The organism is Nocardioides mangrovi (genome assembly GCF_020073815.1).
Taxonomy (GTDB): Bacteria; Actinomycetota; Actinomycetes; order Propionibacteriales; family Nocardioidaceae; genus Nocardioides; species Nocardioides mangrovi.
The window spans coordinates 195532-216806 of the sequence record NZ_JAIQZJ010000003.1 but is presented as its reverse complement, the minus strand read 5'-3'; the positions used below and the strand labels follow the sequence as shown (position 1 = coordinate 216806).

Annotated in this window: 14 protein-coding genes; 5 read left to right on the top strand and 9 right to left on the bottom strand. The window is 72.1% G+C overall.

Annotated elements, in window-relative coordinates; translation table 11 throughout:
• The first annotated feature begins 49 nt into the window (after positions 1-49).
• On the top strand, positions 50-430 hold the full coding sequence (locus tag K8U61_RS07665; protein ID WP_224122408.1) for a PLD nuclease N-terminal domain-containing protein: 381 nt from the start codon (positions 50-52) through the stop codon (positions 428-430).
• Here the strand turns inward: K8U61_RS07665 and K8U61_RS07660 are convergent.
• The 9 genes from K8U61_RS07660 to K8U61_RS07620 all read right to left on the bottom strand — a co-directional run bounded on the left by K8U61_RS07660 (position 427) and on the right by K8U61_RS07620 (position 11165).
• Positions 427-1206: a DUF1295 domain-containing protein gene (locus tag K8U61_RS07660; RefSeq protein WP_224122407.1), complete on the bottom strand. Its 780-nt coding sequence runs from the start codon at positions 1204-1206 to the stop codon at positions 427-429. The genes K8U61_RS07665 and K8U61_RS07660 overlap by 4 nt on opposite strands.
• Positions 1203-2405 carry an SAM-dependent methyltransferase gene (locus tag K8U61_RS07655; RefSeq protein WP_224122406.1) on the bottom strand — a complete coding sequence of 401 codons (1203 nt, stop codon included), beginning with the start codon at positions 2403-2405 and terminating at the stop codon, positions 1203-1205. The genes K8U61_RS07660 and K8U61_RS07655 overlap by 4 nt, the downstream gene beginning before the upstream one ends.
• On the bottom strand, positions 2405-3661 hold the full coding sequence (locus K8U61_RS07650) for an SAM-dependent methyltransferase (protein ID WP_224122405.1): 1257 nt from the start codon (positions 3659-3661) through the stop codon (positions 2405-2407). Before K8U61_RS07650 ends, K8U61_RS07655 begins: the two co-directional genes overlap by 1 nt.
• Entirely contained in the window at positions 3658-5613 is a 1956-nt protein-coding gene (locus tag K8U61_RS25400) for an FAD-dependent oxidoreductase (protein ID WP_224122404.1), read from the bottom strand. The genes K8U61_RS07650 and K8U61_RS25400 overlap by 4 nt, the downstream gene beginning before the upstream one ends.
• Positions 5610-6347: an anti-sigma factor gene (locus K8U61_RS07640; RefSeq protein ID WP_224122403.1), complete on the bottom strand. Its 738-nt coding sequence runs from the start codon at positions 6345-6347 to the stop codon at positions 5610-5612. Before K8U61_RS07640 ends, K8U61_RS25400 begins: the two co-directional genes overlap by 4 nt.
• Positions 6344-6952: an ECF RNA polymerase sigma factor SigK gene (gene sigK, locus K8U61_RS07635; RefSeq protein WP_224122402.1), complete on the bottom strand. Its 609-nt coding sequence runs from the start codon at positions 6950-6952 to the stop codon at positions 6344-6346. The genes K8U61_RS07640 and sigK overlap by 4 nt, the downstream gene beginning before the upstream one ends.
• A 27-nt stretch (positions 6953-6979) precedes the next feature.
• A complete protein-coding gene (locus tag K8U61_RS07630; RefSeq protein ID WP_224122401.1) occupies positions 6980-7639 on the bottom strand; it encodes a fasciclin domain-containing protein in 660 nt (219 codons plus the stop codon).
• A gap of 229 nt (positions 7640-7868) precedes the next feature.
• Complete coding sequence (locus K8U61_RS07625) at positions 7869-9035, bottom strand: HNH endonuclease (protein ID WP_224122400.1); 1167 nt, start codon at positions 9033-9035, stop codon at positions 7869-7871.
• 642 nt (positions 9036-9677) lie between these two features.
• Positions 9678-11165, bottom strand: coding sequence for a molybdopterin-dependent oxidoreductase (locus K8U61_RS07620; protein WP_224122399.1), 1488 nt, complete (start codon positions 11163-11165; stop codon positions 9678-9680).
• A gap of 246 nt (positions 11166-11411) precedes the next feature.
• Between K8U61_RS07620 and K8U61_RS07615 the strand changes: the two genes are divergently transcribed.
• The 4 genes from K8U61_RS07615 to K8U61_RS07600 are packed head-to-tail and all read left to right on the top strand — an operon-like array spanning position 11412 to position 21261.
• Positions 11412-16718, top strand: a complete 5307-nt coding sequence (locus K8U61_RS07615) for a CLIPPER-2 domain-containing protein (protein WP_224122398.1) — start codon at positions 11412-11414, stop codon at positions 16716-16718.
• Positions 16719-16765: 47 nt separating this feature from the next.
• The gene (locus tag K8U61_RS07610) at positions 16766-17527 is read left to right on the top strand and encodes an enoyl-CoA hydratase-related protein (RefSeq protein WP_224122397.1); all 762 of its coding nucleotides are present in this window, start codon (positions 16766-16768) and stop codon (positions 17525-17527) included.
• Positions 17528-17576: 49 nt separating this feature from the next.
• On the top strand, positions 17577-19754 hold the full coding sequence (locus K8U61_RS07605) for a HelD family protein (RefSeq protein WP_224122396.1): 2178 nt from the start codon (positions 17577-17579) through the stop codon (positions 19752-19754).
• Between the two features lies 1 nt (position 19755).
• Positions 19756-21261, top strand: a complete 1506-nt coding sequence (locus K8U61_RS07600; protein WP_224122395.1) for a glycoside hydrolase family 5 protein — start codon at positions 19756-19758, stop codon at positions 21259-21261.
• The last annotated feature ends 14 nt before the right edge of the window (positions 21262-21275 follow it).

Sequence of the window (21275 nt, the reverse complement as noted above, 5' to 3'; positions counted from 1 at the left end):
TCACGCGAAGTGACCCCACGAGCCACCCCGATGGGGGACACTCGGCGCCGTGATCAAGCTCGAGGGACTTCTCGGTGTCGTGGTGTTCGCCCTCTGGGTCTTCTGCCTGGTGGACGCGATCGGCAGCCCGTCGGACCGCATCCGCAACCTGCCCAAGGTCGGATGGGTCCTGATCATCCTGTTCTTCCCGCTCGTCGGGTCGATCGCCTGGCTGGCGGCCGGGCGTCCCGAGAGCGGCGTGCGCCGGCCCTCGGCGCACGAGCGCGACCAGCCGGCGTTCCCGGAGTACGACCGGCCGGGCCGCGCGGCCGCGGTCGACCCCGAGAAGGACGCGGAGTTCCTCCGTCAGGTCCGCGAGCGCGCCGAGGCGCAGCGCAAGGCCTACGAGGAGCAGAAGAAGCGCCAGCGCGAGGCCGGCGAGGAGTCCTAACCCTTCGGCGGGAGCGGCACGAACATCGAGGTGCGCGCGGCGTACTCCGGGTAGCCCGGCCGCTGCATCATCGTCTGCTCGAGCAGCCGGGCGCCGGTGATCCACACCAGCCAGACCGTCATCGCGACCGGCGAGAGCACGGTGACCAGGCCCGGGACCCACCCGGACGCGACGCCGCCGGCCAGCCAGATGCCCCACCAGACGCAGGCGTCGCCGAAGTAGTTGGGGTGGCGCGTCCACGACCACAGGCCGCGGTCCATCACGGGCCCGCGGTCGGGGTCGGCCTTGTAGGCCTTGAGCTGGGCGTCACCGACGGTCTCGAAGACCACGCCGAGGACCCAGACGGCGACGCCGACCCAGACCACCCACCCCCGGTCCGGGCCGGCGACCGCCGCGCCCTGGAGCGGCAGCGAGACCAGCCAGACGGCCGCGCCCTGGACCAGGAAGACCTTGCGGACCGCCACGCCCATGCCGACCTCGTCGAGGCTGCCGCCGAGGAGCTTCTCGTAGCGCGGGTCCTCGCCGTGGCCGCGGGAGCGGGTGAAGATGTGGGAGGACAGCCGGCCGGCCCAGAAGCCGACCAGCACGACCAGCAGCCACGACTGCCAGGTGCCGGCGAGGACCGCGCAGACCAGGGCGACCGCGAGCAGTGCGATGCCCCACGCGGTGTCGACGACGGAGACCCGGCCGGTGCGGCGGGCGGTGTACGCCGTCAGGGTCATCACGATCGCGGCCGCGGCCAGCGAGAGACCCGCGACCGGCAGGAGGCCGTTCACCGCGGCCGCTCCATCAGGATCTGGTCGACTCCCATCCGGCCGTCGCGGAAGGCCATCGAGCCGCCGACGAGGTAGAGGCGCCAGACCCGGACGACCTCCTCGCCGAGGAGCGCGGTCAGCTGGGGGAGGTGGGCCTCGAAGTTCTCGAGCCAGCCGGCCACCGTCGTCACGTAGTGCTCGCGCAGCGCCTGGACGTCGCGCACCTCGAGCCCGGCGGCCTCGAGGTAGCCGATCGTCTCGCCGACCGGCCGCATGTGCATGTCGGGGGCGATGAAGGTCTCGATGAACGGACCGCCGCCCGGGTGCTTGCCGCCGTTGCGGCCCTGCCGCGACATCTGCTGGACCAGCACCCTGCCGCCCGGTCGGACGGCGCGGTGCAGGACGCCGGCGTACGTCGCGTAGTGACGACGTCCGACGTGCTCGCCCATCTCGAGCGAGCCCACGGCGTCGAAGCCGCCCCCGGACGTCGAGAGGTGGGGGATCTCGCGGTAGTCCTGGACCCGGATCTCGACCCGGTCGGTCAGTCCGCGGTCGGCGATGCGCTTGTCGATGAACGCCTTCTGCTGTCCGGCGATGGTGACCCCGAGGACCTCGACGCCGTAGTGCTCGGCGGCGTGCAGCGAGAGCGAGCCCCAGCCGCAGCCGACGTCGAGCATCCGCATGCCGGGCTCGAGGCCGAGCTTCGTGCAGACCAGGTCGAGCTTGGCGCGCTGCGCCTCCTCGAGCGACATGTCCGGTCGCTCGAACCACGCGCACGAGTAGGCCATCGCCGGGTCGAGGATGAGCTCGTAGAAGTCGTTGGACAAGTCGTAGTGGTCGCGCGCGACCTGTACCTGCGAGGCCGGGGTGCGCGGCGGCCGGCCGATCACGCCGAGGGCACGGGCCGCGCCGAGGGCACGCAGCACCGCGCGCGGACCGGGCCGCCGCGGCAGGCCCCGTTCCGCGGCCACCGCGAAGGCGTGGGTGAGGGCCTCGTCCAGGTCGCCGGGGACGTCGAGCTCGCCGGTGACGTAGGCCTGGGCGGCACCGAGCTCGCCGGGCCGCCACAGCAGGCGGCGTACGGCGTCGGGCGAGTGCAGCACGACGAGCGGCGCGTCGGCGGGGCCGGCCTCGGAGCCGTCCCAGGCGCGCAGCCGGACCGGCAGGTCGCCGCCGACGAACGGCTCGACCGCGTCGGCGAGACGGGTGGCGACGTCCATCAGGCCTCCCGGGTGAGCAGCAGCTGCTGCACGTCGAGGTAGCGCGAGGCGAAGCCGGCGCGGGAGTAGCAGAGGTAGAAGTGCCACATCCGCAGGAAGGTCTCGTCGAAGCCGAGCCCGCGGACCTCGGCGGCGCGCGCCAGGAACGTCTCGTCCCACCGGCGCAGCGTCTCGGCGTAGTCGAGGCCGAAGGCCAGCCGGTCGGTCACCCGCAGCGTCGTGTGCTTCGCGGTGATCTCGTCGATCGCCTGCGCGGAGGGCAGGAAGCCGCCGGGGAAGATGTACTTGTTGATCCAGGTGAAGCTGCCGCGGGTGGCCAGCATCCGGTCGTGCGGCATCAGGATCGCCTGGATGCCGGCGCGGCCGCCCGGTGCGAGCAGCGCGTCGATGGTCGAGAAGTAGGTCGGCCAGAACTCCAGCCCGACGGCCTCGATCATCTCCACGCTGACCACGACGTCGTACTCACCCGCGGCGTCGCGGTAGTCGCAGAGGTCGACCTGCACGCGGTCGGCGTGCCCGGCCGCGGCGATCCGCTCCCGGGCGAGCGCCTGCTGCTCGCTCGAGAGGGTGATCGAGCGGACCATCGCGCCGCGGGCGGCGGCGCGGATGGCGAGCTCGCCCCAGCCGGTGCCGATCTCGAGCACGCGGGTGCCCCCGCCGACGCCGGTGACGTCGAGCAGGCGGTCGATCTTGCGGCGCTGCGCGGTCGCGAGGTCGATGGCCGGGTCGAAGAGCGTGGTGTCGAAGAGCGCGGAGGAGTAGCTGAGCGTCTCGTCGAGGAAGAGCCGGAAGAGGTCGTTGGAGAGGTCGTAGTGGTGGGCGATCAGGTCGCGGGTGTGGTCCTTGGTGGTCCGGTGGGCGCGCGGCATCCGGTGCTGCACCGCGCCGCGCAGCCGCTGGAGCGGCCGCGGGATCAGGTCGGCGACGTCGGCGGCGAGCACGGTCAGGAAGGCCGTGAGGTCCTCCGCCTCCCACGCGCCGGTGAGGTAGGCCTCGCCGAAGCCGATCAGCCCGTCGCGACCGAGCCGGGCGAAGAACTCGTCGGGCCGGCGCACCGCCATCGTCGGGCCGCCGGTGCCGAGCAGCTCCCCGTCGATCGAGACGCTGACCGGCAGTCGGCGTACGGCGTGCCGGAAGAGCCGGCGGGCGACGGCGGCCGAGACCGCGGTGCGAGGGCCGGACGGGACGACCTCGAGGCCGGGCCAGGCCCGGGTCTGCTCGGAGGTGGGGGTGGGTCGGTCGGCGGCGAGGGTCACCGGACTCCCTCCTGGTGGTGGTCGGGTCGGGGGCGGATCGGCAGGCGGCGCAGCCACAGCGCGATCCCGTGCAGTCGGATCAGCACGGCGCCCGTCAGGGCGGCCGGTGCGGCACGCAGGGCGCCGTGGTCGGTGCGGTGACCGGCGAGCGACGCGCTGAACCGGGCTCCATCGTCGGTGGTCAGCGTGACGGCCACGTGAAGCCGTCGGGTCGGCTCGGGAACGGCCAGGTCGTAGGTGCCGTCGGTGCCGTGGAAGGGCGAGACGTACATCGCCTTGGGCGTCGTCGCCCGGCCCTGGGCGTCGGGGTGGACGAGGTAGGCGTGCCGGTCGCCGTAGGTGTTGTGCACCTCGACGACGACGCACGGCCGGTCGTGCTCCGGGCGGACCCAGAAGACGCTGATCGGGTTGAAGCAGAAGCCGAACGCCCGTGGGTGGGCGGCCATCAGCACCCGGCCGGCGCCGAGCTCCACGCCCTCGCGCGCCAGGAAGGCGGCCAGGTTGTCGCGGATGCTGCGGTCGGGGTCGCCCAGGTGGTCGCGGGCCTCGAACCGGCCGAGGAGGCCGTGGTCGGGCAGGTCGTCGAGGTCGACGAGCCAGGTGTGCGATCGGTGGGTGAACGACCGCCGCCACGGCGTACGACGGGTGTGGCGGATGGTGGTCGCGTAGACACCGGGTTCCGCGGCGGGCGGCTGGGACTCCCCCCATCCGAGCCCCAGCCGCTCCGCAGCGGCGCGCCCCGAGCGCGCGCCGTCCTCGTGGAAGCCCCAGCCGTGGTAGGCACCGGCGAAGGCGAGTCGATCGGTCGAGATCTCCGGCAGCCGCGCCTGGGCGGCGACCGAGGCCGGGGTGTAGAGCGGGTGGGCGTACTCGCGCCGCTCGATCACCGCCGCGGGGTCGACGAGGTGCTCGCCGCCGAGGGTCACGAGGTAGTGGGTGTCGGTGGGGAGCCGCTGCAGCCGGGTGAGGTCGTAGGTGACCGTGACGTGACCGCGGTCCTCGACCGGGCGGCGGAAGTTCCAGGACGCGCGGGCGCCCTCCGCGTGCGGGAGGAGCCGGGTGTCGGTGTGCAGGAGCGCGACGTTGGGGGAGTAGGTGATCGCGCCCAGCACCTCGCGCTGCGCCGGCGTCGGCTCGGCGAGCATCGCCAGCGCCTGGTCCGGGTGGGTGGCGATCACGACCGCGTCGTACGTGAGGACCCGGCCGTTGCCGTCGGTGACCTCGACGCCGGCGGCGGTCTCGAGGACGGAGGTGATCTTGGTGCCGGTGCGGACCTCGTGCAGCCCGGCCGCGACCCGGTCGACGTAGGTGTGCGAGCCGCCGGAGACGGTCTTCCACTGCGGGGAGCCGAAGACGCCGAGCATCCCGTGGTGCTCGAGGAAGGTGAAGAGGTAGCGCGCGGGGTAGTCGAGCGCCACCGCCGGGTCGCACGACCAGACCGCGGCGACCAGCGGCTCCATGAAGTGGCGGCGGAAGTACGCCGTGAACCCGCCCCGCTCCAGGAACGCCCGGAGCGTCAGGTCGTCGCCGTCCTGCGACATCAGCCGCTTCGCGTGCCGGTGGAAGCGGGGGATCTCGGCCAGCATCCGCAGGTAGCGCGGGTCGGTCAGGTTGCGTGTGCGCGGGAAGAGTCCGCGCGGGCCGAGCGCGCCGGCGTACTCGAGCCCGGTGGCGTCGTCGCGGACCGACAGCGACATCTCGGAGTCCTGGGTGGGCACGCCGAGCTCGCGGAAGAGCCGGAGCAGCGTCGGGTAGGTGCGCTCGTTGTGGACGATGAAGCCGGTGTCGATCGCGTGGCCGTCGACGCGGTGGGTGTCGGCGTGGCCGCCGAGCCGGTCGTCGGCCTCGTAGAGTGTGACGTGCGCGTGGTTGTCCGGTCGAGCTGCGACGTACGCCGCCACGAGACCGGCGACGCCCGAGCCGACGACGGCGATCCTGCGGGGAGAGGTCACGCCTTGGACCTCCCGAAGTCGAAGAGCGCGATCGGCTTGGAGGTCGGCGCGTCCGAGCCGCCCTCCGGCTCGACGGTGATGCCGGCCCCGGTGGCGGTCGCGGCGTCGCCGGTGAGCAGGACCGTCTGGTCCTCCTCGACCGGCATCACGCCGGCCGAGACCATGCCGACGCCGGGCTGGTCGAGCCAGAGCTGGTAGACCTTGCCGGCCGGCGGCGCCGGCATCTTCTTCGTGACGATGACCGCCTCGCCGAGCGAGTCGGAGTGGGTGACGGTCGCCGACGCACCGCTGGGGAAGTCGAGCGAGGTGCTGCGGGCGTCGGAGGCGGCGAGCACCGCCGCGGCACCGGTCAGCTGGGTGGTGCTGCTGTCGTCCCAGGGCTGCTGCCAGACGACGGCTCCGGCGCCGACGAGCACGACCGCGGCCGCGGCGGCGAGCAGCAGCCGGGGCCGGCGGCGACGACGCTCCGCGAGGGGGACGACGGGCGCCGGGACCTCGGGCGGCAGCGGCCGCACGGAGGTGATGTCGGCGAGCACCCGGTCGCGCAGGGCGGCGGGCGGCTCGATCGCGGTCGTCTCGGCGAGCAGGGCGGCGGCCTCGCGGAGGCTGGCGACCTCCGCGCGGCAGTCGGGGCACTCCGTGAGGTGCTCCTCGAAGGCGGCACGCTCGGTGTCGTCGAGCGCGTCGACGGCGTAGGCACCGGTCATGGCGTGGAACTCCTGGGGCGTGGTCATGATCCGACCCCCATCGCGTCGCGCAGCCGGATCAGGCCGTCGCGGATGCGGGTCTTGGCGGTGCCGACCGGTAGGTCGAGCATGGTCGCCACCTCCGTGTGGGTGTAGCCACCGAGGTAGGCGAGGCTGACGGCCTCGCGCTGCACCTCGGTGAGGGCCGCCATGGCGCTGCGGACCCGGTGGGCGTCGAGCGAGGCCTGGACGGCCTCGGCGGTCGCGTCGTGGTCGACGGACTGGTTCTGGTGCTGGTAGGTCAGGTCGCGGCGGGTGGCCGCCTCGGCCGACCGGACCCGGTCGACGGCACGCCGGTGGGTGATGGTGAGCATCCAGGAGAGCGCGCTCCCGCGATCGGGGTCGTAGCGGCTCGCCGTACGCCAGATCTCGAGGAAGGCCTCCTGGGTGACCTCCTCCGCCTGGGCCCGGTCGCGGACCACGCGGACGGCGAGGCCGTACGCGCGGGCCGCGACGAGGTCGTACAGGCGGGCGAAGGCCTGCTCGTCGCCGCGCCCCGCCCGGCGCAGCAGGTCGCCGAGATCGGGGGCGCCGACGGGCGCTCCGTCCTCAGGGGACGGAGCGCCGGTCTCGGCGGGGCCGCGATGGTCCACGTGTCGATCCTTGCCTAGGGGTGGGTGTCAGCTCATCGATCCCGGCATGAGGACCGAGTCGATCACGTAGACGGTCGCGTTCGCGGTCGGGATGTTGCCGCAGATGACGTTGGCCTTACCCGTTCCGACGGTGAAGGATTCGCCCGACCCGTCGACGGTGAGCTTCTCGCCCTCGAGGGTCTTGTGGGTGCCGGCGATGTCGTCGGGCGACAGCTGGCCCGGAACCACGTGGTAGGTCAGGATCTTGGTCAGCGTGGCCTTGTCGGCCAGCACCGCGTTCAGCGTCTTCTTCGGGATCTTCCCGAACGCGTCGTCGGTGGGCGCGAAGACGGTGATCCCGTCGGCGGAGTTGAGCGTGTCGACGAGGCCGGCCTTGGTGACGGCGGCGACGAGCGTCTTCAGCAGCGGGTTGGCGCTCGCGGCGGTGGCGACCGGCTCGGTCGCCATGCCGTCGAACGACCCGTCACCGGACGTCGGCACGGCCGCGCACCCGTCACCGAAGGTCTGCGCCGCGGCGCCGCTCGCCTCGGACGGCGAGTCACTCATCGTGTCGGAGCTCGGAGCACTCGAGGTCGGGGTGTCGGTCGCACCACCGTCGCTGTCGTCGCTGCCACAAGCAGCGAGCCCGAGGGTGGCGGTCAGCGCGATGGCCGCGAGACCGGTCGTACGGCGGAGGGAGCGGTTCATGATCGTGGTGCCTTCCCGTGGGGGTCTGGTCGGGAAGGGATTCGGCAGCCTCGCCGGACCGGATTGGTCCTTCTTTTCAACGCGCTGGATCGCTGGTTGAGGTGCGAAGGCGTGCAAGCGCGCAAGAGGCTCGCTGGTTGAGGTGCGAGGAGCGTCAGCGACGAGCCTCGAAACCCGGGGAGCCGGGAGTCGGCGTCCGGGGGAAGGTGTGAGCGTGTGCCGGGTTGGCCTATTCGCGCCGGTGGAAGGTGACCGACCCGTTCGGGCCGCGGCTCATGCCGTACGCGTTGTCGTGGGCACGCATGTGGTGCCAGTGGCACAGTCCGACGGCGTTGGCGAGGTCGGTGGGTCCACCCTTGGCCCACTCGATGAGGTGGTGGGCGTGCAGCCCGTTGGTCCGGTCGCAGCCCTCGGTCGCGCACTGGCCACCCTGTCTGATGGTGATCGCGATCCGTTGGGCCTGGGAGTGGAGCCGTTGCTCGCGGCCGAGGTCGAGGACCTCGGACTCGCCGCCGAGGACGACGGAGAGGATCCCGGCCTCGCAGGCCAGCTGCCTCGCGAGGGCGGGTGAGATGCGGTCGCCGGTGTCGAGGATGGTCCCGGCCTGCTCCCGCCGCCCCAGCAGCGACTCCTCGGAGATCGTCACGAGCAGGGTGGCGTTGAGGCCGCCGAGCTTGGGGAGCTTGTTCTTCGGGAACCGCATGAGGAGCTCGTAGAACGCCTGCCCCTGAGCCTCCGGCCCGGTCCGGACAGCGGCGAGGTGGCCGGTGCCGGCGCCCTTGGTGGCGTTCTGGTGCTTAGCAGCCATCACCGCGGCCAGGATCTTCCGCAACGCGGCGCCACCGAGCTGCGGCATCTTGAACGCCCCACAGGTCGAGCCGTCGCCGTCCTCCCAGACCTTCAGGTACATCGATCGCAGCGCCTTGGCCTCTTGGCGTTCGAGGATCTCGGCCTCGCGGGCGTCGGCGCCGTCGGGGTCGATGACCTCCCACAACCGCCGGCCGAGCCGGTCCAAGGCTGTGGCGTCGTGGTCCATCGCGAGGTCGAGGAGGTGCTGCTCGGCCGTGGTCTTCTGCTCGGCGGTGGTCTCGTCGGGGAGGGTGTCGACCCACCGCAGGATGACCCGGGCCTGGTCGCGACCGATCACCCCGGCAGCCAGCGCCTGACGGGTGAACGGGTGGGCGTGGAGGTCCTTGCCGAGCTTCACGATGCTGTGCGCGGCCGCGCGGGTGGTCCGGGTCTGGTTCGCGAGCCACACCGCGGTCGAGGACGCGCCCCTGTCCTGCCCGACGTGTTGGTCGTCGGCGTGCCTGGCGACGCGGGCCTCGAGCTCGGCGACCTGCGCCTTCAGTGACTGAAGCTCGACGAGAGCACTGGCTGCCTCGGTGTCGCTCATCGACCATGCGGCAGTGTCGGCGACGGAGGTCAGATCAGCACTGGCGTGCGCGATCGCCACCGATACTCGGTGGGTGGGAGTCGCGCTTGTTGCCATGCCTCAACTCAAGCACTGGCCACCGACACTGATGATGCTCAGAACCCCGTATCCACAGGGTTCTGGGGTCACAGGATGGTCACGATCCCGAGCCGTGGTCCCGCGCCGGAAAGCCGGCTCGTCGACCGCCGACAGTCGACTCCCCGGACACCAGGTCATGGTTGGCTTTCCGGGGTTTCGAGGCTCGTCGCTGGCGCTCCTCGCACCTCAACCACCGGGTTGGCACTTACCGGAAAGTTCGGGGGCGGCGGTGACCGGGAGCGCGGCGTACCCGCCTTTGCTGCCTGTCGGCGAGCAGTCCGTGTCCTCCCGTAGGCCGAAGGTCAGCTCGCCGGTTTTCGAGGCTCGTCGCTGGCGCTCCTCACACCTCAACCACCGTGCCGAGACCACCGGAAACCCGGGAGGCGACGTCGACCCGAAGCGCGCCGCGCCGCCTTTGCTGCCTGTCGGCGAGCAGTACGTGTCCTCCCGCATGCCGAAGGTCAGCTCGCCGGGTTTCGAGGCTCCCGCGCTGGCGCGCACTCGCACCTCAACGGGCGGAAGAGCTCAGCTGACGGTGACCACGATCTCCTGGATGCCGGAGGAGCCGTCGGGGAAGGGGGAGGCGCGCTCGGTGGTCTGCAGGTCGCCGTCGCCTGCGGTGGCGCGGCAGGAGATGGCGTGCTGGCCGGGCTCGGCGGTCCAGGGGAGGTACCACTGGCGCCAGTAGTCGGAGCCGGCGGACGGGCCGAGGCGGGCCTGCTGCCACTCGCCGTCGTCGACCTTCACCTCCACCCTCGAGACGCCCCCCTGGTGCTGCGCCCAGGCGATGCCGCCGATCACGGTGCGGCCGGCGTCGACGGTGGCGAGCGGCTTGGGGGTGTCGACGCGGCTGGCGATCTTGATCGGGGCGTCGGTGGCCCACTTGCGCTTGGTCCAGTAGGCGTCCTGCTCGGCGTACGTCGTCAGGGTCATCCGGGTGATCCACTTGCAGGCGCTGACGAAACCGTAGAGGCCGGGCACCACCATCCGGGCCGGGAAGCCGTGCTCCTGCGGGAGCGACGTGCCGTTCATGCCGACGGCGATCATCGCGTCCCGGCCGTCGGTGGCGACGTCGAGCGGCGTCGAGATGGTCATCCCGTCGACGTCGGTCGAGAGGATCTGGTCGGCCGAGGTCGACGAGATGTCGGCGCGATCCAGCAGGTCCTGGAGCCGTACGCCGAGCCAGCGCGCCCCGCCGACGTACTTCCCCCCGACCTCGTTGGAGACGCAGGTCAGCGTGATGTCCCGCTCGATCAGCGGCATCGCGAGCAGGTCGTCGAAGGTGAAGGTCACCTCGCGCCCCACGTCCCCGTCGATGGTCAGCGTCCAGCTGTCGACGTCCACGATCGGGAGCACCAGCCGGGTGTCGACGCGGTAGAAGTCCGACGAGGGCGTGCGGAAGGCCGTGATCCCCGGCACCCGCGAGTCCAGCCCCTTCGGGAGCGCCTTCGCCGCGTCGGTCGCCGCCGGCAGGTCGACCACCGTCGTGCGGGTCCGGTACGACGTGATCCACCGCCCCGCGGAGCCCATCGCGATCGCGGCGACCGCGAGCGTGCCGCCGGCGATGAGCACGCCGCGGCGCCCCGGTCCCTCCCCGGTCCCTCCCTCCGGCTCGGGCGCGACGCGGGTCAGCCAGGCGAGGGCGGCGACCCCGGTGACGGCGGCGACCAGGCTCGGGAGCACGTTCGAGGCGAGGACCGCCGGGATGACGGTCAGCATCGCGAGCAGCACGGCGCCGTACCAGAAGCGCCGCAGGGTGAGCAGGCCCGCGACGGCGGCCAGCAGCAGCACCCCGACCATCACCGAGCCGACGAGCACGTCCTTGTCGTGGGTGCCGAAATGGGCGATCGCCCACTCCTTCAGCGGCGTCGGGGTGCGATCGATCACGCCCGAGCCGACGGCGAGCACCGGTGAGGAGGTCGGGTCAGTCAGGGACGCGACCAGGTGCCCAGCGGCCACCCCGACGAGCGCGGAGAGGACACCGAGGAGGGCACGGACGAGTCGCTGGATCATGCCCGTGGTTCGTCGCGGCGGCCGCATCTGATTGGTCTGCGGCCGGGCACTCAAGATCCTCCAAAGATTGGCTCAAGATCGCCGCAGGACCCTCAGTTCCTGTGAATCCGGGCCCTAGCGTTCCGTCCGATCGCCTGAGATGCCGTGCACCGTGCACGGGGCAGGCACGGCTGGGGGGCCGGCGATATGTCACTGTCGCGCGCAATTTCGCGTCCGCACGCAGCGGACCCGGTACGACGTACCGGGGTGTTCCTGCTCGTCGCCGCACTCGCAGCCGTGGCGCTCGCGCTGCTGCCGACGGCACCCGCGCGGGCGACCGGCGGCGGCAGCGGCTCGTCGTCCTCGCCGAGCTTCGCCTGTGCCGCCGACGTCGTCTACAGCATCGACGGCGACTCCCACGCGATCAGCAAGATCAACCCGACCGCCGGCACCTTCACCGCCAACGGGACGATCGACGCCGGCAGCCACACGCTCAACGCGCTCGCCCTGCCCAACGGCGGCGGCCGCTACATCTACGCCTTCGACCGCACCAGCAACGACGTCGTCCGCTTCGACGCGTCGACCAACGACGAGGACACCTACAGCCTGTCCTCCAACAGCAGCGCCGGCAGCGTGATCGCGGGCGCGATCAACCCGGTCAACGGCCTCTACTACTACGCCGCCGGCGGCTCGCCCTGGAAGCTCTACGCCTTCAACACCAGCACCAACACCGGCATCGGCCAGGTCGGCACCATCAGCGGCCTGTCCAACAACGGCGACATGGCCTTCGACGCCGTCGGCAACCTCTACGTCGTCAGCAACGCGAGCACCACCGCGGCCGGCACCCTCGCCCGGGTCAACGGCCCGCTGCCGAGCACCGCGGGCAGCTCCTCCCTCGCCGCCACCTCGCTCGCCACGCTCCCCGAGAACTCGGGGCAGTACGCCTCGATGGCCTTCGACGGCAACGGCTACCTGATCATCGGCACCGGCGCCGGCAAGGTCCTCAAGGTCAACCCGACCAGCGGCGTCCTCGTCCAGACCAAGACGGTCTCGCTCAACCTCCACGACATGGCCTCGTGCTCGTCGCCGAGCACCGCCGCCGCCCGGGTCGACCTGCCGCAGGGCCGTCACGACGCCGCCGACCAGTTCAAGGTCACCATCACCGGCAGCGGCGTGACGACCGGCAACACGGGCACCACCGCCGGCACCGACACGGGCCTGCAGAACACCGATGCCGAGGTCGCCGGCCCGGTCGTCGTGCTCCCCGGCACGACCTACACGATCACCCAGACAGCCGCGGGCGGCACCGACCTCAACGACTACTTCACCCCGACCTGGAAGTGCGTCGAGCAGGCCGGTGGTACGACGGTCGCCTCCGGGTCCGGCAGCACCGGCACCTTCACGATGCCGAGCACGTCGGGCGCGACGGTGATCTGCACCTTCACCGACCTCCCGATCCTGCCCGCCATCGAGCTCGACAAGACCGCGTCCGCGATCGCCGACCTCGACGGCAACGGTCCCGACGCCGGCGACACCGTCACCTACGGCTTCAAGGTCACCAACACCGGCAACGTCGCGCTCAGCACGGTCGGCGTCACCGACCCGATGCTCGCGGGCATCACCTGCTCGCCGACGACGCTGGCCGTCGGCGCCTCGGTCACCTGCTCGTCGAGGACCTACACGCTGACCCAGGCCGACGTGAACGCCGGCAAGGTCGACAACACCGCGACCACCAGCGGCAAGGCGACCAACAACGTGACGGTCACCGACACCGACTCGGTCAGCGTCCTCATCCCGGCCAAGCCCGCGCTGACCCTCGACAAGACCGCCGGCGCGATCACCGACGTCGACGGCAACGGCCCCGACGCCGGCGACACGATCACCTACTCCTTCAAGGTGACCAACACCGGCAACGTCCCGCTCAACCCGGTCACCGTGGCCGACACGAAGGTCGGCACCGTGACCTGCCCGAGCGGCGCGCTCGCGCCCGGCGCGACCGTCACCTGCACCGCCGCGGCGTACGTCCTGACCCAGGCCGACGTGAACGCCGGCAAGGTCGACAACACCGCCACCGCGTCCGGTACGCCGCCGACCGGCTCGCCGGTGACCGGCACCGACTCGACCACGACGGTGGTCCCGGCGCTGCCCGCGATCGAGCTCGACAAGACCGCGAGCGCGATCTCCAACGGCACCATCACCTACGGCTTCAAGGTGACCAACACCGGCAACGTGACCTTCACAGCGGTGGGCGTCACCGACCCGATGTTCCCGTCCGGCATCAGCTGCTCGCCGACCACGCTCGCGCCCGGCGCGTCGGTGACCTGCGGCTCGAAGGTCTACACGCTGACGCAGGCCGACACCGACGCCGGCAAGGTCCAGAACACCGCGACCACGACCGGCACCTCGCCGTCCGGCGCCAAGGTCACCGATACCGACTCGACCACGACCACGCTGCCCGGAACGCCGGCCATCGAGCTCGACAAGACGGCCGGTCCGCTCACCAACGGCAAGATCACCTACTCGTTCAAGGTGACCAACATCGGCACCGTGACGCTCACCGCGGTCGGCCTCACCGACCCGAAGCTCGGCGGCACGATCACGTGCGCGGCGACCACGCTGGCGCCGGGCGCGAACACGACCTGCACGTCGACGACGTACACGCTGACGCAGGCCGACGTGGACGCCGGCACCGTCCAGAACACCGCGACGACGACCGGTACGGCGCCGTCCGGCACCAAGGTCACCGACACCGACTCGACCACGACCCCGGTGCCGCAGGGCCCGGCGATCACGCTCGACAAGGTCGCGGGCCCGCTGACCAACGGCAAGATCACCTACACCTTCACGGTCAAGAACACCGGCAACGTGACCCTCGACCCGGTCACGCTGAACGACCCGAAGCTCGGCGGCACGATCACCTGCCCGAGCGGCGCGGTCGCCCCGGGCGCGTCGATCAGCTGCACCACGACGACGTACACCCTGACCCAGGCCGACGTGGACGCCGGTCACGTCGACAACACCGCGACCACGACCGGCACCGCGCCGAGCGGCACCAAGCTCACCGACACCGACTCGACCACCACCCCCGTCCCGGCCGCTCCGAGCATCCACCTGGACAAGTCCGCCGGTCCGGTGACCAACGGCAAGATCACCTACACCTTCGCGGTGACCAACACCGGCAACGTCACGCTGAACCCGATCAAGGTCAACGACCCCAAGGTCGGCACCGTCACCTGCCCGAACGGCGGCCTCGCGCCGGGCGCGTCGGTCACCTGCACCGCCGCGGCGTACGTCGTGACCCAGGCGGACATCGACGCCGGGACGGTCGACAACACCGCGACCGCGTCGGGCACCCCGCCGACCGGGTCGCCGGTCACCAACAGCGACTCGACGACCACGCCGATCGCCCCGCACCCGGGCATCGAGCTGCTCAAGTCCGCCGGCTCGGTCTACGACGTCAACGGCAACGGCCTCGACGACGGTGACACGATCACCTACACCTTCAAGGTCACCAACACCGGCAACGTGACGCTCACCAACGTGACCGTCGCCGACCCGAAGGTCGGACCGGTCACCTGCCCGACGGCGCCGCTGGCGCCGGGCGCGTCGGTCAGCTGCGATCCGCGGACCTACACGCTCACGCAGGCCGACATCGACCACGGCTCGGTCGACAACACCGCGACCGCCACCGGCACCACGCCGAGCGGCGGCACGGTCGCCGACGACGACAGCCGCACGGTCGACCTCCCCGCCACCGGCGCGATCCAGCTGGTGAAGACCGCCGGCCCGCTCGTCGACACCGACGGCAACGGACCGGACGCCGGCGACACCATCACCTACTCCTTCCGCGTCACCAACACCGGCAACGTGCACCTGGACCCGGTGACGGTGAGCGACCCGAAGGTCGGACCGGTCACCTGCCCGACGGCCGGCCTCGAGCCCGGCGAGTCCTTCGACTGCACGGACGTCACCTACACGGTCACCCCGACCGACGTGGCCGCCGGCAAGGTCGACAACACCGCGACCGCGACGGGCACGACGCCGAGCGGCGGCACCGTGCAGGACACGGACTCCACCACGACCTCGGTCCAGCCGACGGTCACCAACGTCACGATCCGCAAGACGGTCGACGACGCCACGCCGCACGTCGGTGACGTCGTCACCTACACCCTGACCGTCACCAACACCGGCGCGGCCGACGCGCGGGACGTCGTCATCACCGACGCCCTGCCGACCGGGGTGACCTACGTGTCCGCGGACGCGCCGTGCACCCGCACCGGCTCGACGGTGCGTTGCGAGATCGGCACCGTCCCCGCCGGCGCGACCCGGAGCTTCGACGTCCGGGTGAAGGTCGACCCGCTCCCGGCGATCGGCGCGGACCACCAGCACCTCTTCGACGTGCAGAAGACCGAGGTCCAGGTCGACGTCGAGGCCGGTGACACCGCGACCGGTACCGCCCAGTGCATGGCGGGCTACGAGGTCACCGACGGCTCCGGCCGCATCGACCACGTCGACCAGGGCACCGGCACGCTCGCCGACATGCACATGACCGCCAACCACGCGGTCGGCGACACGGGCTGGACCTCGACCTTCGTCAACGAGGCGACCGGTCGTGCCCAGGCCAAGGTCTTCGGCGTCTGCGTCAAGATCGAGAGCGAGAACGTCAACGGTCACGTCCACGACCTCGTGGTCGGCAGCCCGATCAGCCAGACCGTGGCGCTGCCCGTGGGGCGCACCGCGACCACGCTGACCTGCGCCGCGGGCCAGACGCCGATCCAGCCGGGCTACCAGCTCGACGGGGTCGCGCCCGTCCTGACGACCTACCCGGACGACTCGAACGGCTGGGTCTTCGCGGTCGTCAACGACGGCAGCGACGGTGCCACCCAGGCGACGTTCACCCTGCGCTGCCTCGACAACCTGGTCAGCGTCGCCAACGGCCACACCCACGCGCTGGGCTTCTCCGAGGTGCGCAGGTCGGTCACCGTCCCGGCCGGCCAGACCATGGAGGTGACGCTGTCCTGCGCGGCCGACGCCAAGGGCATCGTGGCCGGGTACGACGTCGACGAGGGCCTCGCCGTGCTCGGCAACGACCCGCGGCCGATCGTCCGGGTCTTCCAGTTCTACAACCCGACGAACCAGCCTCTCGGCGCCGACCTCTACCTCCTCTGCCTCGCCAACCGGACGGAGAAGGGCGCCGACCAGGGCGGGCACATCGTCAACACCGCGAACGTGACGACCTCGACCCCGGAGAGCCAGGCCGGCGACAACAGCGACAGCGCCACCATCCAGGTGTCGCCGGCCGTCACCCCGGTCGCTCCGCTGGTCACGGTCAGCTCCTCGCGGGTCGCCGCCACCGTCTCCTGCAGCACCGGCGTCGGCAGCTGCTCGGGCCAGGCGACCCTCACCGCGCAGGGCACGCTCCTGGCGAAGGGCAGCTACCGGATCAAGGCCGGCAAGAAGGCGACGCTGCACCTGAAGACGACCCGGGCCGGCAGGAAGCTGCTCGGCAAGGGCCTGAAGAAGGCGAAGCTGACGATCGACGGCACCACCCGGACGGTGCGCATCAAGCGCTGACCGGGGAGCCGGGCGAGACGGGCTCGGACGTGCGGCAGGATGGCCGCATGTCCGAGCCCGCTCCCGTTGAACTCGTGCACTACGCCGTCGCCGACCAGGTCGCAACGATCACCCTCGACTCGCCGCACAACCGCAACGCGCTCTCCCGCCAGCTCGTCACCGAGCTGTTCGAGGGCATCGAGCGGGCCGCGGCCGACGACGAGGTGAAGGTCGTCCTGATCACCTCCGAGGGCCGGGTCTTCTGCTCGGGCGCCGACCTGTCCGAGGCGTCCACCGGCGGCATGGACGAGGGCGCCCGCCGCATCGTCGAGCTCCAGCGCCTGATCGCCACCCTCGACAAGCCCGTCGTCACCCGCCTGTACGGCGCGGTGCGCGCCGGCGGGATCGGCATCGTCGCGGCCTCCGACATCGCGGTCGCCGCGGAGGACGCGACGTTCGCGCTCACCGAGGTCAAGCTCGGACTGGCCGCGGCAATCATCTCCCTGACGGTCCACCACCGGATGAGCCCGCGGGCCGCGGCGCTCACCACCCTCGGCGGCGAGGTCTTCAGCGGCGCCGAGGCGGCGTCGTACGGGCTGGTCACGCGGGCCGTCCCCGCCGACGACCTCGACGCCCAGGTCGCCGCGGTCTGCGCCTCGCTCGCCACCGGCGCCGCCCAGGGGCTGCGGGAGTCGAAGCGGATCCTCAACCGCGAGCTGGTCGCCCGGATCGACGCTCACGGCGCCGAGATGGCCGAGCTGTCGGCCCGGCTCTTCGCCTCCGACGAGGCGAGGACCGCGATGACGGAGTTCCTGTCTCGCAAGAGGTAACGGGCAGGTAGGCTTGTCGACTCGCTGAAACTGTTGAGGGGACAGGGCGTTGTCGGAAGAGCTGGTGGAGCGGGAGATCGCTGCCGAGCAGGCGTTCGTGGATCGCGTCTACGTGCAGCTGGAGGCGTCGGCCAAGGCCGCGCAGGCCATCGCCACGGAGGGTCACAGTCGTGGCCGCCTCGGGCACGAGGGCGGCCTCGTCGAGCGCGACGCCATGGTCTTCCAGGCCGCTCGCCGGATCGCGCAGCTCGACGCCGCGCACGAGGGCCTGGTCTTCGGGCGCCTCGACATGCAGCCCGAGCTCGACCCGGAGCCGCGCTACATCGGCCGGATCGGGCTGCGCGACGCCAACCGCGACTCGCTGCTCATCGACTGGCGCGCCCCGGCCGCCGCGGTCTTCTACCAGGCCACCGCCGCGGAGCCGCAGCGCGTCGTACGCCGCCGGGTGCTGCGCGCCGCCGGCCGCGCGGTCGTCGGTGTCGAGGACGAGCTGCTCGACGCCGACGCGGAGACGGACCTCCCGATCGTCGGCGAGGGCGCGCTGATGGCGCAGCTCTCCCGCGCCCGCGACCGCTCGATGCACTCGATCGTGGCCACCATCCAGGCCGAGCAGGACAAGGCGATCCGCGCGCCCGGCAAGGGCGTCGTCGCGATCTCCGGCGGTCCCGGCACGGGCAAGACCGTGGTCGCGCTGCACCGTGCGGCGTTCCTGCTCTACAGCGACCGCCGCCGCTACGAGAGCGGCGGCGTCCTCGTCGTCGGCCCCAGCGGCGTCTTCATGCGCTACATCGAGCGGGTGCTGCCGAGCCTCGGCGAGACCGCGGTCGCGCTGCGCTCGCTCGGCGAGGTCGTCGACGGCGTCCGCGCCACCCGCCACGACGAGCCGGCCGTCGCCGACGTCAAGGGCGCCGGCCGGATGGCCGAGGTGATGCGGCGGACGGCGCGGCAGCAGGCGCCGGGCAGCCCGCGCGAGTTCCGGATCTTCTGGCGCGACGACACGATCGTGCTCGACCGCGGCATCCTGGGGAACATCCGCCGCAACCTGATGTCGCAGGGCCGCCGCAACCGCCAGCTCCCGCGGGTGGCCGGCGCGCTGCTCGACGCGATGTGGCGCCAGGTCCGCGGCGAGCGCGGTCGCGACCGCGGCCGCGAGGCGTTCGACGACGACCTGCTCTCCGAGCGGTCGTTCGTCGACTTCGTCGCCGCCTGGTGGCCGCCGCTCGACGCGGCCGAGGTCTTCGGCTGGCTGCGCGAGCCGGAGTTCCTGGCCCGGGTCGCCGAGGGCATCCTCAGCCCGGAGGAGCAGCGGCTGCTCGCCAAGTCCTGGAACCACCCCGACCTCTCCGTCGAGGACATCCCGCTCCTCGACGAGCTGCGCTACGCGATCGGCGACGTCCCGGCGCGCACCGACGACGAGCGCGACCTCGACGACACCGGGCTGCTCGAGGGCGGCATCGACATGCAGGAGCTCTTCACCGCTGCCGACCGCGAGTTCGCGCCGTCCGGCCGGGCGTGGGCGCCGCCGACGCACAAGATCGAGGACGACCCCTTCGCGCACGTCCTCATCGACGAGGCGCAGGACCTCACGCCGATGCAGTGGCGGATGGTCGGCCGCCGCGGCCGCACGGCGTCGTGGACGATCGTCGGCGACCCCGCCCAGTCGTCGTGGCCGGTCGCCGAGGAGTCCGCCGCCGCCCGCGCCGCTGCGCTGGAGGGCAAGGACGTCCACGAGTTCCACCTCTCGACCAACTACCGCAACTCCGCCGAGATCTACGCCTACGCCGCGGCCTACGCCCAGCGCGTCGGCCTCGACGCCGACCTCCCGACCGCGGTCCGCTCGACGGGCGTCGAGCCGCAGGTCGTCACCGGCGTCTCCGACCTCGAGAGCGCGACCCGGGACGCCGTGCTCGACCTGGCCGGCCGGGTCGAGGGCACCGTCGGCATCGTGGTGCCGGTGGCCAGGCGCTCCGAGGTCAACGCCTGGCTCGCGTCCTGGCCCGAGGTCGCCGACGACGCCGCCGGCGCCCGCGCGGCGGTCGACTCCTCGGTCACGCCGTCCGGCGACGACCGGATCGTGGTGCTCACCGGCCTCGACACCAAGGGCCTCGAGTTCGACGGCATCGTGGTGGTCCGGCCGCAGGAGATCGAGGACGAGTCCGCGACCGGAAAGGCGACGTTGTACGTCGTTCTCACCCGCGCGACGCAGCTCCTGACCACACTGTCGTGACATGCGCGCTTTTCTGGTCGCCGTCGCGGCGATCCTGCTGACCCCCGTCCTCCCCAGCGCCGCCGCGTCCGCCGAGCCGCTCCCGCGCCTCCACGCGACCCACGGCAAGCACGCGGCGATCCGCGACCAGCACGACGCCCAGGTCCTGCTGCACGGCATCAACGTGAACCAGCTCGGGGAGTACTTCCAGGCCGACCCCGACCTGGCCCCGGTCGTCCCGATCGCCCGGACGGACTTCCGCGACATCGCGCGGCTCGGCTTCAACACCGTGCGCCTCGTCGTCAGCTGGTCCGCGCTCGAGCCGACCCCGGGCGCCTACGACGAGGACTACGTCGCGCGGATCCGCCAGGCCGTGCGCTGGGCGGCGTCGTACGACCTCTACGTCGTGCTCGACATGCACCAGGACGCCTACGGCATCGCGGTCGACACGCCCCTCGACGAGACCTGCCCGGACGGCACCCACCCCAACAACGGCTGGGACGGCGCGCCGGCGTGGGCCACGATCACCGACGACGCCTCCACCTGCACGACCGGCGAGCGCGAGCTCGCGCCGGCGGTCCGGCACGCCTGGCAGAACTTCTTCGACGACGTGCCCGCCGCGGACGGCGTCGGCGTGCAGACGCACCTGGTCGACACCTGGGGCCGGCTGGCCGAGGACTTCGCACGGGTCCGCAACGTCGCGGGCTACGACCTGCTCAACGAGCCGGGCTTCGGGTACGACGCGAGCAACAGCACCACCGACCTCGGTCGCTTCTACGCGCGGGCCATCACCGCGATCCGTGCAGGCGAGGACTGGGGCTACGGCTACCACCACATCGTCTTCTGGGAGCCGAGCGTCCTGTGGTCGGCGCTGGGCAGCAACCCGGTGCCCGACCGCGGCTTCAGCACCGACAAGAACCTCGTCTTCGCGCCGCACATCTACGCCGAGTCGCTCTCGCCCAACCCGATCCCCTCGGGCTTCACGAGCGCCCAGCAGGTCGCGCGGCAGCACGGCGTCACGGTCTGGGGCGGCGAGTACGGCTTCTGGCCCACGGACCCGGCCGACGCCGCCGACACGCTCGACCGCTACGCCGCGGCGGAGGACGCCCACCTCTACGGCGGCGCCTGGTGGGACTGGAAGCAGGCCTGCGGCAACCCGCACGTCGTGCACCAGCCCGGCGGCGAGCCCGACCCGGTGTCGCCGAGCCTCAACCGCTACACCTGCCCCGACCAGGTCGCGCAGCCGATCGACCCGGCGTTCGGCGACACCCTCAGCCGGCCGACCGCTCGCGCGGTGCCCGGCACGATCACGCGCCTGACCTCCGACGGGCGCGCCGGGACGCTCGACCTGAAGGGCACCCACGCGGGCCGCGCGGGCCGGTGCGCGCTGCGGGTCTTCGTGCCCGCGCGCTTCGCCGACGCCCGGGTGCGGACCGAGGGCATCAGGCACCTCAAGCGCAGCCGGGACCAGGGCAACGTGGTGCTGCGCGGCTGCGTCGCGGACAGCTTCCGGCTCCGGGTCGGCTGACTCGTAGAGTTCGT

Coding starts and splice junctions, on each gene's coding strand:
- K8U61_RS07655 (WP_224122406.1), bottom strand. CDS start 2,405: ATGGACGTCGCCACCCGTCTCGCCGACGCGGTCGAGCCGTTCGTCGGC.
- K8U61_RS07600 (WP_224122395.1), top strand. CDS start 19,756: ATGCGCGCTTTTCTGGTCGCCGTCGCGGCGATCCTGCTGACCCCCGTC.
- K8U61_RS07640 (WP_224122403.1), bottom strand. CDS start 6,347: ATGACCACGCCCCAGGAGTTCCACGCCATGACCGGTGCCTACGCCGTC.
- K8U61_RS07625 (WP_224122400.1), bottom strand. CDS start 9,035: ATGAGCGACACCGAGGCAGCCAGTGCTCTCGTCGAGCTTCAGTCACTG.
- K8U61_RS07620 (WP_224122399.1), bottom strand. CDS start 11,165: ATGATCCAGCGACTCGTCCGTGCCCTCCTCGGTGTCCTCTCCGCGCTC.
- K8U61_RS07610 (WP_224122397.1), top strand. CDS start 16,766: ATGTCCGAGCCCGCTCCCGTTGAACTCGTGCACTACGCCGTCGCCGAC.
- K8U61_RS07630 (WP_224122401.1), bottom strand. CDS start 7,639: ATGAACCGCTCCCTCCGCCGTACGACCGGTCTCGCGGCCATCGCGCTG.